12 protein-coding genes are annotated in these 16528 nt (G+C 37.3%); 3 read left to right on the forward strand and 9 right to left on the reverse strand.

The genetic code is table 11. The features are described from left to right. Positions 1–374: 374 nt before the first annotated feature. The 9 genes from AC58DT_RS09685 to AC58DT_RS09725 all read right to left on the reverse strand — a co-directional run bounded on the left by AC58DT_RS09685 (position 375) and on the right by AC58DT_RS09725 (position 8850). The gene (locus AC58DT_RS09685) at positions 375–1988 is read right to left on the reverse strand and encodes a T9SS type A sorting domain-containing protein (protein WP_417559181.1); all 1614 of its coding nucleotides are present in this window, start codon (positions 1986–1988) and stop codon (positions 375–377) included. A 293-nt stretch (positions 1989–2281) separates the two neighbouring features. Further along, the gene (locus tag AC58DT_RS09690; RefSeq protein ID WP_497216648.1) at positions 2282–2911 is read right to left on the reverse strand and encodes a hypothetical protein; all 630 of its coding nucleotides are present in this window, start codon (positions 2909–2911) and stop codon (positions 2282–2284) included. A gap of 2 nt (positions 2912–2913) precedes the next feature. After that, the gene (locus tag AC58DT_RS09695; RefSeq protein WP_497216649.1) at positions 2914–3261 is read right to left on the reverse strand and encodes a hypothetical protein; all 348 of its coding nucleotides are present in this window, start codon (positions 3259–3261) and stop codon (positions 2914–2916) included. 339 nt (positions 3262–3600) lie between these two features. Next, positions 3601–4272 carry a restriction endonuclease gene (locus AC58DT_RS09700; protein ID WP_497216650.1) on the reverse strand — a complete coding sequence of 224 codons (672 nt, stop codon included), beginning with the start codon at positions 4270–4272 and terminating at the stop codon, positions 3601–3603. 245 nt (positions 4273–4517) lie between these two features. Next, positions 4518–5834, reverse strand: a complete 1317-nt coding sequence (locus AC58DT_RS09705; protein ID WP_497216651.1) for a DNA cytosine methyltransferase — start codon at positions 5832–5834, stop codon at positions 4518–4520. 2 nt (positions 5835–5836) lie between these two features. Beyond that, entirely contained in the window at positions 5837–6676 is an 840-nt protein-coding gene (locus AC58DT_RS09710; RefSeq protein WP_497216652.1) for a hypothetical protein, read from the reverse strand. A 5-nt stretch (positions 6677–6681) separates the two neighbouring features. Further along, positions 6682–7800: a hypothetical protein gene (locus AC58DT_RS09715; protein ID WP_497216653.1), complete on the reverse strand. Its 1119-nt coding sequence runs from the start codon at positions 7798–7800 to the stop codon at positions 6682–6684. Between the two features lie 209 nt (positions 7801–8009). Next, positions 8010–8336 carry a hypothetical protein gene (locus AC58DT_RS09720; protein WP_497216654.1) on the reverse strand — a complete coding sequence of 109 codons (327 nt, stop codon included), beginning with the start codon at positions 8334–8336 and terminating at the stop codon, positions 8010–8012. A 100-nt stretch (positions 8337–8436) separates the two neighbouring features. Beyond that, entirely contained in the window at positions 8437–8850 is a 414-nt protein-coding gene (locus AC58DT_RS09725) for a transcriptional regulator (protein WP_497216655.1), read from the reverse strand. A 600-nt stretch (positions 8851–9450) separates the two neighbouring features. Between AC58DT_RS09725 and AC58DT_RS09730 the strand changes: the two genes are divergently transcribed. From AC58DT_RS09730 to AC58DT_RS09740, 3 genes are read left to right on the forward strand one after another with little or no spacing between them, the layout of a single operon-like run. Further along, positions 9451–12447, forward strand: a complete 2997-nt coding sequence (locus AC58DT_RS09730; RefSeq protein WP_497216656.1) for a SusC/RagA family TonB-linked outer membrane protein — start codon at positions 9451–9453, stop codon at positions 12445–12447. A gap of 17 nt (positions 12448–12464) precedes the next feature. After that, entirely contained in the window at positions 12465–13853 is a 1389-nt protein-coding gene (locus AC58DT_RS09735) for a RagB/SusD family nutrient uptake outer membrane protein (RefSeq protein ID WP_497216657.1), read from the forward strand. Position 13854: 1 nt separating this feature from the next. Then, on the forward strand, positions 13855–16506 hold the full coding sequence (locus AC58DT_RS09740; protein ID WP_497216658.1) for an alpha/beta hydrolase family protein: 2652 nt from the start codon (positions 13855–13857) through the stop codon (positions 16504–16506). The last annotated feature ends 22 nt before the right edge of the window (positions 16507–16528 follow it).

The following is a 16528-nucleotide window of genomic DNA, read 5'->3' on the forward strand; positions in this document are numbered from 1 at the left end:
CAATAAGGCTATATGCCGTAGATGAAAATCTTTAGTCCTGCTTCGGTGGGACTTTTTTATTGAAAATATTTTTCACTAACTGCAAAATGTAATAATATGCATTTTAACCGAGGAGAATATCAAATATAAAGTTTTTTGCTATATGCTGTAGGCTGAAGGCTGTAAGCTTTAGGCTGTAGGCTTTTGTGAATGGGTGAATATGTGAGTATGTGAATGAGGGAGTTCTCAGTTTTGGGTTCTCAGTTTCTGGGTTGTGGGCGGAGCCGTCTACCCCACGGTTAGTCGCATTGCAAATGCTGGAATTAAATAGACACGCTTTTTAAAAGCGCGCCAGATGGGAGGGGGAATTATTTTAGCGATCGTGGATGTCCTTCTTAAATTAGAATCACTTTTTTTGTGACTGTTCCCTTTGTATTTTTAACTTTAATAAAATAAACTCCTCTTGCATAGGATGTAAAATCTATTTCTTTTTTAATAGTTGTTTTTAAAAGCACACCTCTAACATTATAGATCTCAATATTTTCAATAGTTTTACCCTTAACCCTCAATACATCTTTTGTTGGATTAGGGTATAAGACAATCAAATCATCTGAAAATGATTCCGTAGATAATGTGGCATCTGTCATTTCCGCGAATAGGGCATCCCCTCGATCTGGGGTTATTATATTTTGTCCATTATTATAAGTGAAATCATCGTCAATTCTACCTGCATACATTAGTTTACCATAACCATAGGATATACTATTTTGAAAATGACTAGCAGTGAATTCCGACGCCCATTTTACTTGTTGAAATTCATCAAGTTTTACAATAAATCCCGTGTTGGAAGAAATCGTGACTGTTGAAGGAGCTATCCCTATAACGGCACCCGAATTACTCCATCCTGAAAGATAGGCCTTATTATATTCATTAAATGAAATGGAAAAAATCCTCACACCATCGGGAGCTGGATGTTCATGCTCAGTAATTACAGAACCATCACTATTATAAAAGCCAACTAATCCGACCCCACCATTTTTATATCCACAAATTCCAATAACACCTACAGAGCTAATATCTAAAGAAATACCATAGCTAGAAAAATTGGACGGAAGTTCTAAAATTTGTTTTACCCAATTTTGAGTTCCATCAGGATTATAGGACAATAAAATTATTCCTTCATCATCATTACCATTATAGGCAGGTGAAATCTCTCCATCGTAGTATACTGGTCCGTCACTGTGACCCAAAACAATAACCTCATTTGTTTGAGGATGTATCTTAATATCTTGACCACTGGCAAACGTATTATGGGGGATACCGCCTGCTCGTTTTGCCCAGATAATGTTACCGTCTGGTTGATACTTAGCGACGAGCATATCCATTGTAGTACCAGTAGATGGGTTTGTAAGTGTTATTGTTCCACCTAATGTAACCGATCTCCTAAACAAACCTACTATATAAAGGTTTCCGTCCGAATCGGTAGTTAGTCCGACAAATGAATTGTTATCTCCCCCTAAGGTAGTGCCGGATTCATGCCATATGTATTCACCATCAGAATTTACCTTGATAATGACACCTTCACCTCCGGTCTGACCGGGAGCTTCTACCCCGCTTAAGATTTGCCCATCATACTCAAAGTTTTGGCCAACTGATTGAATTGCAAGGTAAACGTCACCAAATGGATCGATATGAATATTTACAGCCATATCATTATAAATTCCGTCATCACCTCCAATTGTTTTCAACCATACTAAATTTTTTTGAGAATCTAGCTTGATGAAAAATGCATCACTCCTACCATTTGTATAATATTCATTGCCTTCATATACAAAAGGATTGCCAGTAGAATATCCAATAAGGTATGTTTCCCCTAGGCTATTTCTTATTGCTTTTACACCATGTTCATGATCACCTCCTGTTACGCTATTTGCCCAATCAAACTCTTGCGCGTTCAATCCGAATACCTGTAAAATGGTTAATAGAAAAAGAATTTTTTTGATTCGCATTATATATAGTGTTTATTCCAATTATATAATTAGGTTAATATTTCCAAATGTAACAAAAACAAAACCCCACCAATTACGGAAAACCGTAAAGGGGGTTTATTTAATCAGCCCACCTTCGCATAAAGCTTCGGTGGCCAAGGGGGAGAATACCAAATATAAAGTTTTTTGCTAAATAGAACCGCTATCTATTTCATTTATAGAAAGTACCCAAAACAAAGCCACTCAAAGCGGTTTAAATTGATTAAGTGATTATAATGGATGTGCAGCGGTTACCATCTTTGTCAGGCACAGTATTATCCTTTTATCTGATTTCTAAATGACTGGCCAATTTCCATTAGAATACTGTCAAAATTTTCTTTAGTTTTTTTATTTTGATTTATGGTCCTTTTGGCTTGCTCGGTTGTAATATTCTCTCGCCCTTCAATTGGTCTACTTCTTAATTCAATTAACTTGATTTTGCCAAACTGAAATTGGTCAAATTGAGTAATCAAGTTTATAAGCTTATCGTAATGTTCTTCTTCAATTAACAATAAATTATCATCAATTGCATCTCTGGTTAATTTAATCTGTTCTCCAAATGCAGGAATTTTTTCAGGAATAGCACTTTCCCATAATTCATCTGCTTGATGTTTTGTATATAAAAGTACTTTCCAAAGATCATTATAAAGATCAAATTGTTTTTCGGAATATCGTATAAATTGGGACTTTGCTTTTTCTAAGTCTGTTTTAGTTTTTTCAAGTTCTCCTTGATATTTAATTTTAATGCCTTCTAATTCTGTTGTATGCTTGTTATTATAGTTATCTAATAGCCTTTTAGATAAAAAATCTCCAAACCATTTTGATAGACCAATAATTACTACTGTAGCTCCACCAACTGAAGTCAGTATTGCACCAAATAGTTTTAAATATTCGCCAAACTCCATATTTAGTAATTTAAATTATTTGAGCGCATCCAATTAACTAAATTATCTGGGTCTAACGTTACTCCTGATTTGTATTTGTTTTTTGTAAGATAACCATATTTTTGTCCTTTTAAATATATTGTAGGTGGAGTGCTGGTGTATTGATTGTGAGGGCTTAATGAAGAGTATTTACTTCCGTAACTACTATATTGATTATTTATAGAAGTTGATGCGTATTGACTTCCATATGACCCATATTTGTTTAAAATAGATTCTGAGTCGTACTGATTTAAACTCAGTTTGCCCAAAAACTGTCCATCGTTAGCCACTAAAAATGATTGTCCTTGTTCAGCTCTTTCTAATATATTCATCACTATTTTAGTAATTTTAAAATGGCCCCGCCTTTTTTATATCCCACCTGAACGAGGTTTATTCCTACATTAGGGTTCCCTATGTCCAAGATATTAAAATTTTCTTAATACCTTAATATGAAAATCAAATATAAACCCACCCATTACGAAAAACCGCAACAACCTGCTTTTTAACCGGGGAGAATACCAAATATAAAGTTTTTTGATTAATAGAACCGCTATCTATTTCATTTTTAGAAGGTACCTCATAACAAAGCCGCTCAAAGCGGCTTATATTGGTTCGGTCTTTAAAAATCATGGGGTTGTGCAACGGTTACCATCTTTGTTATATACAGGCTTTTATTCAAAATTGATTTTAATTTGATTCGGATTTTCAAATTCAATTTCTTTGTCTGGATCATATTCCGAAATTATTAGCATTCCTTTTTCAGAAGTCCATTTTGTCGGACAATTGCATATATATTCCGTTTTTTCATTTGTGATACCTTTTCCGCCACAATCTTGACAATTCACGTAAATAGAATCACAACTCCTACATTTGCCACCTAACCACCACGTCAAAATTCCGCTTTTTGTAGTAAATCCACTTTGGTCTAAAACCACACAATCTTCTTGACAAATTTTACACATTAACCACTTGTCTTCAACAACCAAATCAGTTGCCTCATCAAAAGTTAAAATCCGTAAATCCAATCCATCAAATTTGGCTCTAATTTCGGCAGGTTTAGTCCATTCGTTATTAGTGACAATTATTGCCTTGTCAGCTTTAACAGATTGAGCAAGCATTATTATTTCTTCAACATCTTTGACGTCAATATTTTCTTTTCTTTTTTTTGCGTCAATCAGAATTTTGAAAGTGTGATTCTCAAACTTTATTTCCCACCAAACGTCAACCTGCCTGGCTTGACCAGTAACTTTATCGGGTATGGTAATATTTTTTTTGATCGTACCCAATTCGTCCATCTGTTCATAAAGTTGTCCAACTGCTTCTTGATATTCTTGCCATTTCATAAATTCACGGATTGTTGTTTAGGTTGAATATTACTTATTTATACCCCAAACTATTGAGGGTTAATCCCTCCAATAGACTTGGCTAAGCCCAAGTTATTAAAATTTACTTCGTATAGTTTAAAATATAATACAAACCCAAACCAACCCAGTATGGAAAACCATAAGGATGGGTTGCATTCCGGAGGGATTACCAAATAATGGTTGCTTAACCCTGACAAATACATAAAGAAATAGAAGAACTTCAATTAAACCTCTTGAAACTTATCTTTATTTTCTTTAATTTGTATGTTATGATAGTTCATTAATAGTTCACAAGCAACATTATAAACCAATTCAACATTGACCATGTTTCCTAGCACTCTAAAGGAAGCCGCTTTAGTCTCTGGCAATTTAATATCTTCTGGAAGAGATTGAGCTCTTGCACCTTCAATAGGGAGAATATATCTCATATATCTACCTATAATTGGCACTTGAGTTGAGACGGTTACTAATGATGGTAAAAAGTTATTTTTTTTTATTCTTACACCTGAACCTCTAAATTGAATTAATTTATCCTCAAAAGTACGTGGAGTAAATGGACTATTCCATTCGAATTTCTTCCAGCTTTCTAATTTAAAATTTTTTATTTCATCTAACGTAGTTTTAGAGATAAAGCCTTTATTTTTATCGTAAAAGGATCTATTATTATTAATATATCTTTGCTTCCAATCAGGAGGCAATCCCTTTTGGGTTTTAACATAATTTGGCAGTTTATCAAATACCTGTTTTAAGGTTGAGCATTTTTTTAAAGGATAACCGTACATACCTTTATATTGTTGCCAATCTTCTAATGATAAAGTTTCCCAAATAACATCTATTGGATAGTTAGCCCCAAATTCCATAGACCAAAGTGGTCTATATGGCTCAACATCTTTAGGTAATTCGTTTATAAATCTTCCCCAAGTATTTAATACGTCTATTTTTTCTAATTCTAAATTTGAGTGGTTCTGATGATGATTTAATATATTATCAACGCAATTTGTATATTTTTCTTCCTTTAACCAGTTAATATTTTCAATATCAGTTGACTCTAAGCTTCCGATAATAAAAATTCGTTCTCTATGCTGAGGAATATTTATGAAATGGGGAGACAATATTTTCTTATCAAAAGAATAGCCTAACTCATCTAATTTATTCGATATATAACCCCAAGTATTACCAGAATCATGTGTTAGCAAATTTCTTACATTCTCTAAGATAAAAAATCTAGGTTTGTGATGAGTTAAAATTTTTAATATTTCGTCAAAAAGCTTACCTCGTGCTTCTTTCATTCCATTTTGATTTCCTGCTTTAGAAAATGTTTGACAAGGAAATCCCGCGCACAAAATATCATGTTTAGGAATTTTTTTAATATCTATTGTGGTTATATCACCGTGACATTTTATACCATAATTTTTGAAGTATAAGGATCTTAAATCGAGACTTAATTCAGAAGCAAAAACACATTCATGCCCTAACCTTTCTAAAGCTATATGAAAAGCACCAATTCCAGCAAAGAGGTCAATAAATTTTAGACTTTTCATATTCACTTTATATTTTTTATAAAATCTATAATTCTATTATTCAAATTCTCATCTGACGTATCATAATATCTTAAGATTCTTCCTCTATCAAATATTATTGAATTACCGAATTCTGAGTGTACATTTCTTAATTTATTAGATTCTAGAAAATATACAACACTTAGAAGTGTTGTTGGTGGTTTAATTGCAAATGTTATATACTCATCTTGCCATCTCTGGTAAATCGTTTTTTTATCTTTAAAATGTTTGCCCACACATGCCTGTCCCAATATTATTAGATTTCCAATATTTCTTTCGTCTATAGGTTTATATACAATAAAATCAACACCATCATCTTTAGCTTTATTGGGAAGATTATAAAAAATGCCCGGATTTTCGTTTATCTCAAGGGATATTTCTTTCAATCTATCTTCTGTTAGATTTGCTCTTCCTTCCCCAATCATTATAGATTTCGAGCCCTCCCCCAAAAAATTTTTTACAGCATTTGCTGAAATATCCTCAAATAGTTCTGCGGAGCCGTCTAAGTTTGCATTCGAACCACCTGTAATTGATTTGTAGGTCAAAAACCTATGTAAGTAATTCTTTATATTAAGGTTTAGGACATCATTCACTTTGAGTGTGCAATATCCGTTCTCTGAAGTTAAAATATTTAGATTATATAATTTTATGAACCTATACTGTAGTGAATCCAATTGACGTTTTCTAAAACTTAAAATATCTATTTCTTGCAATTCTTCATCTGTATGTGTTTCACTCAAATATTCATTAATAATTTCTTCAAAATTTATAAATGAATCTATTAGTGATATTCTATCTTCAATAATATCAATAGCAGTATCCATGAATTTTATTTATAATCAACAACAGTATTTGTGCTTTCAACCCTTTCAACTACATTTGCTTTATAGAGAGTGAGCAAATCTAACCTATTATCAGGTTGTGTGTTTGCCCAATTTTGTTGAATATGGGTTAAAGATTTATGTATGTTACTACAGGAATTCCTAATAATGTTATCATATGTATCTGAAAGCAATAAGGCAGAATCTTTATCTTCTCCATCTTCAAATGCCTTAGTTGATATGGGGTTCTTTAATATAGGTTTTAGATATTCATTTATTTGTCTACTTTCTTTAATCGGAGGGTTTAAAGAAAAAACCCATATTATTATATTTCTCAATTCATTTTCTTTGTCCTCAGGTATAATGTTCTCATAATTTTCGGGGTCTAATCTAGCATAGCTTGAAATACCAATATAATTAGCAACAGAAGTTCTACCGGTTTTGCCCAAAGCCACTTCGAGAAGGGAAAATTTATTATCAAGTGAAGCTTCTATTCTAGGGTTCGCATCTATAATTCGCTCCATATCTTTATATATACAATATTTATAAAAGTGATTCAAAACATCTGTACTTTTATTATTGGTTTCTTCTACAAATGCATCAATTGCATCAGCAACTAAACCACTTCGTGATGATTTTTTTTTAAGTAAAATTTGGTTATATACATATTTCGATTGGGCAAGAGGCTCCCATCTTACAACACCTCCCAAATGCCTAACACCTAAGTACGCTGTAACACTTGCTCTATTCTTCGCAACAACTACTGGTATTTTTTGAAGACGACTTATTAATTCAGGCGAAGCGGTATAATCTTCTCTTCTCCCTTGTGAAATACATTTATTTCTATATTCCTCAATACATAAAATTTTAATAGTTGTTAGCCTCCTATTTCCTTCAACAACTATAAAATTATCATTACCATCATTTGCAGGAACAGCAACCATTGGTTCTACAGGAAAATAGCCGTTTTTTAATATAGAGTCCTTAAGGTCACTAATGCCAAAATTATCATATATAAATTCTGCAAGATTGACTTGTGTAATTTGGTCAGATATGTTTTGATGAATTCTAGGGTTTTCCTTGTCTAAGAGTAATTTATTCAAAGGAATTGTATCAATATTATTCATGACATATTTAAGTTTATACAAACATATGCAATATTTGATAATATAGAATAAAAAATCAATTTGGTCAAAAGGGTTTGGGTGAAGTTTCTTCAATGTTTCACCTCATTTTCTTACAATGTTTCAGATGTTTATATCTGCAAAGGACCTCAAAGTAAAAGGTATCATTATAAAAAAGACTGCAAGGCCCTATCAAGCTGTCCAACAGAAACCTACTTATAAATATCATCAATGCTTGCGTTTGAAGCTCTGTCCAAAGGAAAATAATCTTCAATTGGTATTCTTTGTGAGAAATAATCAAGTTGTGCGCGTTTCGCTTCCTCTACAATTTTTCCCCAATCCCATTCATTTAGTGATACCAAGGTTTGACTGTCGTTAATCCAATTATTTGTTTCTCTGATATTTATTTTAGTTTCAACACCATCAACGACTGCGCCGTTATTTCTCCTAATAACTTCTGTAACTATTCTCAAGTCAGTGTGGCTGTTAGTTATGCTAAGTTTACAATAATAATCTTCTAAAAATTTTTCCTTTTTCATAGTTCCGGTTTTGTTTTGGCTTACTTACAATTTGGCTATATTACCTTTGAAATAAATATTTAACAGGGCATACACTAGTTTCATTAAAAAAATAAGGAGACTATTTTTTTATAATCTTACAATATTCCAATTCATTTGCTTTAAATAATATCATTTCTGCTTCCGTAAGATTTCTTTTGGAAATTACTTTGAAAAGATTCTTTCTTGAATCATTTGGATCAGGAAAAATTTTTAATCTTATCCGTAATATATCTCCCTTTAAAATCTTTTCGGGGAGCAATTCAGAATAAGATTGCAAATTAAAGATTTGAGCTAATTTATTTAATATACGGATATTATATTTAGAACGCTCTTTGAGATTTTCCACTTTACCCACATAACCTTCAGACTGATCTAGAAGTTGGGATAATTTCATTTGAGATATATAAATAGGTGATGACCTTAATTCTTTAACCTTTTGGATTAAATAAAAATCAAGTTCGGAAATTACTATTTCAATTATCTCTTCTTTCATCTATATAAAAAGACGTAATTAAGGCTTTTAAAAAATTTATATCACATCCACATGTGGATGTTTAAATTATTTTTTATATATTTGTTTTAGTAACATATATTTGCGATTCTTCAAATCAAAATATTGAAGCCCTCGCTTTGAATCTCGCGTTAGGAAACTGGTAATTTTTGCAACGAGATGATAAGCAGATTGGCTTGCGTCCCGGGCGCAGCCTCTCTTATCATTGCACGGTATACCAGTACCTCTAACGTGGTAAGTTGAGTCCTGCGCCCTTTTGTATGGGGCTTGGTCGTTATTGCTAACCTCAACTTTCTTTTAAAGCAATTGTTTCAGTTTTGTTTATGATTTTTCGCGACTATGGTAGTGAGTAGTTAGTATTGAGTAGCGTCTATTCGCTTTTCGCTCTTCGCTAATTCCTTAATCAACAGAGTAGTAAGTAATCCTCACCCCCTTCGGGGGCCGGGGGGACTACAAAAAAAAGGCTCCTCACCCCCTTCGGGGGCCGGGGGGACCAAAAAAAATGACCCGCTCCCAGTTTTCGACGACGTTGGAGCAGGCCAGTAGTTAAAATAATGTATAACACTTAACTGATGCAAAATTATGAAAAATAAGTACAGGCGAAGCTATGCCTATGCACTATCTTTTGCCCTTTTCTTAACCTACAACTCCCCTATTTTTTCTCAGAACCAGCCACAAAAAACCATTAGTGGCATTATTACCTCAGGCGCGGACCCGCTTAGTGGCGTCAACGTCTTGGTAAAGAACAGCGCCCGGGGGAGCATTAGCGATCTGGAGGGGCGGTACTCCCTTAGTGCATCCGCAAACGATACGCTGGTGTTTACTTATGTAGGCTATAAGTTGCAAGAAGTTGCAGTTGGCAGTGCCCCTATTTTAAATGTTGTTATGGAGGTGGATGCGCAGGCTTTGGATGCGGTGGTTATTAATGCTGGGTATTATAAAGTTTCCGATAGGGAGAAGACTGGGAGTATTTCGAGGGTCACCGCAGAGGAGATTGAAAGACAACCTGTTTCCAATCCCCTTGCCGCTTTACAGGGAAGAATGGCGGGCGTAAATATTGTCCAGACCACTGGTGTCCCAGGGGGTGGCTTTTCCGTCCGCATCCGTGGCCGCAACAGCATCCGTGCCGATGGTAGCGAACCTCTTTATATTGTGGATGGAATACCATATCCCTCCCAATCCCTCGGTAATACTGAAGTTTCCAATGTAATGGGTCATGCACAGAGCCCATTAAATAGCATAAGCCCAACCGATATAGAAAGCATTGAGGTTCTTAAGGATGCCGATGCCACCGCCATCTATGGTTCCCGCGGCGCCAATGGGGTGGTGCTTATCACTACCAAAAAAGGAAAGGTTGGTAAAACTACGCTAACATTGGGTACTTCTACGGGCGTGGGAAGTCTCACGCGTCGAATGGATTTGCTCAATACAGAGCAATATCTGGCAATGCGCCACGAGGGGTTTGCCAATGATGGCATTACGGAATATCCTGCCAATGCCTATGATATCAATGGCACATGGAACCAGACCCGCTATACCGACTGGCAGGAAGTGCTTCTGGGCAATACTGCTTACTACAATACATTAGAGGCATCCATTACGGGTGGAAGTATCAATAACCAATTTCTAGTAAAAGGAAGCCATCGTAAGGAAACCACTGTATTCCCAGGAAATTTTGATTATAAAAAAAATTCCCTCCTTTCCTCCTATTCCCACACATCTGAGGACCAAAAATTACGTCTCCGTGTTACCGGAAATTATGTTAGTGACAATAACCGACTCCCTACAACGGCCTTTGTTCATCCCGCCTTAAACCTTCCCCCCAATGCCCCTGCCCTCTATGATGAAAACGGGGAGCTTAATTGGGAAAACAGTACCTTTTCCAATCCCCTCGCACAATTGGCAGCCAACTATCGCTCCCAATCCAGCACCCTTTTGGGGAATGGGAATATAGCCTATACCCTATTTAAAGGCTTTTCCGTGTCAGCCAATCTTGGGTATAACGAAATCCATCTGGAAGAGACCAATACAAACCTTAACACAATATACGACCCCGCCTTTGGCTTGGGTTCCGAATATTCTTCCATAACAGTCAATACGGCCAAGCGTAGTTCATGGATTTTGGAACCGCAGTTGGAATATGAACATCAATTGGGTAAAATGGGATTCTCCATTTTGGCGGGAACTACCTTCCAAAGTGAAACCCGCTTCGGACGCACCCAGTATGCCATGGGCTTTACGAGCAACAACCTTATTTACGATCTCTCATCGGCTACCGATCATATTATTCTTTCCAATAAGGAAGATGAATACAGGTACAATGCGGTTTATGGAAGGATTAACCTGAACTGGCAGTCAAAGTACATCCTTAACCTTACCGGTCGTCGCGATGGCTCCAGCCGATTTGGTCCTGGCAAACGTTTTGCCAATTTCGGGGCCGTGGGGGCTGCTTGGCTTTTTGGAGATGAAGAGTTCATTAAGGAAGGGCTGCCATTTTTAAGCTTTGGAAAAATTAGGGGCAGTTATGGCAGTAGTGGGAACGACCAGATTGGGAATTATGGCTACCTAAATTCCTATATAGGTACGGGCACTTCCTATCAAGGCATCTCTACCCTACAACCCGCCAATCTCTACAACCCTGATTACGGATGGGAAACCAACAGAAAAATGGAACTTGCCTTGGAATTGGGCTTTCTAAAGGATCGTATCAATCTTACCACGGCCTTTTACCGAAATCGCTCTTCCAGTCAATTGGTGGGTATCCCCCTGCCTGGTACAACGGGCTTCCCCTCCATTCAGGCAAACTTGGATGCTACGGTGGAAAACCGCGGCTTGGAAATAGAGCTAAATACCGTAAACCTCAAAAACGAAAACCTCACCTGGACCACCACGGCCCAATTGACAGTACCGCGCAACAAATTGATCTCCTTCCCAAATCTGGAAGGCTCTACCTATGCCAACCAATTTGTAGTGGGCGAACCATTGGACATAGCGCTGTTGCTAAACTATACAGGTGTTGACCCCCAAACCGGTCTTTACACCTTTGAGGACTATGATGGTGACGGAAATATATCCTTCCCGAACGATCTAAAAAAACCGGTGCGTGTGGGGGTAGATTATTATGGCAGTCTTGGCAATACGATAACCTATAAAAATCTCAGCTTTGATTTTTTATTGCAGTTCGTAAAACAGACAGGCTACAATTTCCAATACACCTCTGCCCCCGCAGGTTTCATGGCGAACCAGCCAACTGAGGTGCTTGACCATTGGCAACAGCCCGGAGATCAGGGTTTCAACCAACAGTTTACAGCGGGCTTTAATGAAGACGCCTATGTAGCCTATAGCTACCATTCCTATAGCAGTGCCGTAGTAAGCGATGCCTCCTTTCTCCGCCTAAAAAATGTTTCCCTCTCCTATTCAATTCCAAAAACGGCATTAGGGGTCGGCTGCCGTATCTATGGCCTTGCCCAAAACCTCTTTACCATCACGGACTTTATCGGAATGGATCCAGAAACACAATCCCTCGGGCAACTTCCCCCATTACGGGTGATGAGCCTTGGAGTGGAATTAAGTATTTAACCAAAAAAACTGATGAAATGAAAAAATTATTAAAAAAATATAAGACCAAGAGCGTCTCGATTATTATTTTTACCTTGGTACTATGTCTTTGGTCCTGTGAGGATTTCATTGAAGTAGACACGCCAAATTACCTAATAGGCAACGACGTTCTCTATACGGACGCTAAAACGGTAGAAGCAGCTATGTTGAGTATCTATGCAAAACTGCGCGACGAAATCCTGTTAACTGGAGAAGCCCAAGGCCTCAGTACACTGTTGGGGCAATATGCCGATGAGTTCGACTACTACAGCCCCTATGGTCTTCCGGAAGAACAGTTCAATAAAAATGCCCTTCTTGCTACCAATACCTCGGTAGCACAAATTTGGGATGGATCTTACAACCAAATCTATGCTGCCAATGCCATATTGGAAGGTGTAAAGGAGCCCTATTTTTCTCAAGAGGAAATTGCCCAATTTAGCGGTGAGTCCTTATTTATTAGAGGCCTAGTCCATTTTTATCTCGTTACCCTCTACGGTGATATTCCATATATTAAGACCACCAACTACCTCCTCAACCAGAAAGCCCATCGCGATAAGGTAGTGGATGTATATCAATACATTATTGAGGATCTGGAAACCGCACGCACCCTCTTACCCCCTAATGAATCCAGCGGTGAAAGAGTAAGACCAGACCAAAAAACGGCAGCCGCACTTCTCGCAAGAGTCTACCTCTATTCCCAAAATTGGGAAAAGGCCGCGGCAATGGCTTCTCTTGTAATTGAAAACACTTCATGGGAAACCAATCCCGAAAACGTTTTCCTAAAGGAAAGCCCTTCCATAATTTGGCAACTTCAACCGGAGTTTGTCGGAAAAAACACCTTAGAGGCGGGGAATTTTATTTTTGAGACTGCCCCTCCCCCCACAAGGGCGCTTACCCCTTCCCTTGTAAATGCCTTTGAATCGGGCGATCTGCGAAAAGAACAATGGATTGGCACGGTCACCGATGGTACCCAGAACTGGTACTATCCCTTCAAATATAAACATCAGGCTGGAGAACCTACCAATGCAGAGTATTCCATTATTTTAAGATTGGCAGAACAATACCTGATCCGCGCCGAGGCCAGGGTGCATATGGGCGATTTATCAGCTGCCCAGTCCGACATCAACCTAATCCGCACCAGGGCAGGGTTGCCACCTACCAATGCAAATGGGAACGAGGAATTGCATAATGCAATAATGCAGGAAAGAAGGGTGGAATTATTTTCAGAGCATGGCCATCGCTTCTTCGATTTAAAAAGAACGGGGATTATAGATAATGTTCTTGGTAACATTAAACCGGGATGGAATAGTGATGATATACTTTTTCCCATTCCCCAAAAAGACCTACTCCTAAATCCAAACCTGCAACCGCAAAATCCCGGCTACTAACATGGAAAATAACAATAATCCGCTAAAATTATTTTGGATTAGCACTACCCAAGTAATTTTCTCAATGCTGGTATTGATGGCCTGCCCCATTTGGGGCCAGGCTGTCAAAAAAAAGGACCTTACGCCTGAAGATTATAAGCTATGGTACAATATTACCCCGCCTAAATTAAATAATCACGGATCGTGGTTTTCCTTCCATAAATATTACAAAAGCGGGGAAGATACGCTCGTCATCCAGAACATTCAAGACAGCAGGCAAATTGTCGTAGCCAATGGTAAACAGGAACAATTTCTTGAAAATTCCGATCGCTACTTATACCTCGTCAACAATACCCTTGTCCTCAAAAATTTAAAAACAGGAACTGATACCGCATATCAAAATGCCGTAGATTATAAGGTTTCTCCACAGGAAAAATACCTTGCGGTTCTAAGCGAATCTAAAGGAGAAGGAAACTCGAAAACAAAAAACCTAACAGTTACAACACCTGGGAACTCCGCTCTTGCTTACATACCTAACATAATGGATTATGATTTCGATAATGCGGGCGAGTATCTGGCCTTCTCCCAAAAAACCGAAAATGGCTCCCAATTGGGCTATCTCAATTTGGAAAAAAAGGATACTCCCAAAACCATTTTAATGAGCAGTGTTAATCCTTTTACAAAAATTATTTGGGGCACCGATGGCCATCTGGCCTGCTTTGAGGAGTTGGACAAAGGATATAACAACATCGTCCATTGGTTTAATGTTAAGAGTAAGAAAAACAGCCACGGCTCCTTCAACTCAATGGAGCAGGTACAACTGAGCGACCCTTGTAAAATAGTAAACAACATCAGCACAACCCTACATTTTACGCCCGATAACAGCAAACTGTTTTTTCACATTCAAAAAATTCCCAAGGATATCCCTCAAGAAGACCATGGCTCAAATGTCCAGGTATGGAACACCAAGGATTTAGTAATTTATCCGTACTATTCAGTGGATAAATCTTATGCCCACGATCCCCCAATTATGGTCTCTTTGAACCTTAATAATAACAAAATCCATCTTATGGGCGACAGCCAGTGCTCTAAAAGCATATGGGGCAATGAAGCTAAATTTGTATATTCCTATAGTTTCTTTGAGGACCAATCCATGGACAGAAATAAAACACCCATTAAGTTATTCAATACAGCTACAGGTGAAGAAAGATTTGTAATGGCTCTACCCTTCAAAATTCCTTGGCATGTTTCCCCTACGGGAAATTATCTCTGTTATTTTAAGGATGACAATTGGTGGATTTATAGAGCGGCAACTAATATCCATTTTAATCTCACAAAAGGTATTCCTGAGAGTTTTTTAAATAAAAGTGACTTAAAAGCGGGCCAAATTAATCCCTACGGCTTGGCGGGATGGACAGAAAATGAGAAGGAGGTTTTACTTTATGATGAGCATGACATCTGGGCAATCTCCTTGGAAGGTAAGAGCGTAAAAAAACTAACGAATGGAAAAAAGGAACAGCTCGTTTTTAGGCTTTCTCAAACGGAGGCTGGACAAAATAACCTTTTTGGTTTTACTGCCCATAATATTGATTTAACGAAAAGCCTTCTTTTGAGAACATCGGAGAAAACTACTGCCCGAAATGGTTTGTATCAGTTATTGCCTAACGGCACACTTAAAAGGCTCGTCTTGGAGGATTTCAAGATTTCCAATATTTCCAAATCAACTAACGATACCTTTTTATATTCCTTGGAAAGCTTTGATCAACCCCCCGCCTTATATTGTTATAACTCGTATAGCTACAATAGTATAAAAGTTTTTCAAAGTAACTCCCAACATTTTGGATTTAATTGGGGAAAAAAAGAGATGGTAAAATTTGAAACCGAGGATGGCAACTCCCTAAAAGGGGCCCTGTTTTATCCTTCAAATTTCGACCCTTCCAAAAAATATCCAATGATTACTTATATTTATGAAAAAATGTCCCCAAAATTCCATCGCTATCAAAACCCTTCCCTTTACAATGGGGCAGTTATTAATAGCAGCAATTATACTACTGAAGGTTATTTTGTGTTTTTTCCTGATATTGAATATAGGGTCAATGAACCCATGGTATCCGCGCTTAATTGTGTAACGGCTGCTGTAATCGAGGTCTCCAAAAAGCCATTTATTGATAAAAATAAAATTGGCTTGTTTGGCCATTCCTTCGGTGGTTTTGAAGCGAGTTACATTGCAGCCCGCTCCAACCTTTTCGCAACTGTGGTCTCCGCTGCAGGAGTTCACAACCTACGTAGTTTTCATTTATCAAATGCTTGGCTATGGTCACGCCCCCAAATGGGACGATTTTTTAATGATCAGTTCCGATTTAATGCGCCATATTTCGAGATTCCCCAAAAATATGAGGAAAATTCGCCTTTAACTTTTGCAGAATCTATAAATGTCCCATTCCTAACCATGGCTGGCGATCAAGATTCCAATATCAATTGGGAACAATCCATTGAAATGTACAACGCCCTGCGAATTTTAAATAAGGAGCATATAATGTTGATCTATCCCGACGAGGGCCATGACCTCTTCAGTCAGGAAGCCCAACTTGATGCCACCCAAAAGTATAGTGAATGGTTTGGCTATTTTTTAAAAAATGAAAAACGCCCCCAGTGGATGGAAGCGTTCAATTAATAAAAAAGGCTGGTAAAAACCA

This window comes from Aequorivita sp. CRS11, from assembly GCF_059693805.1.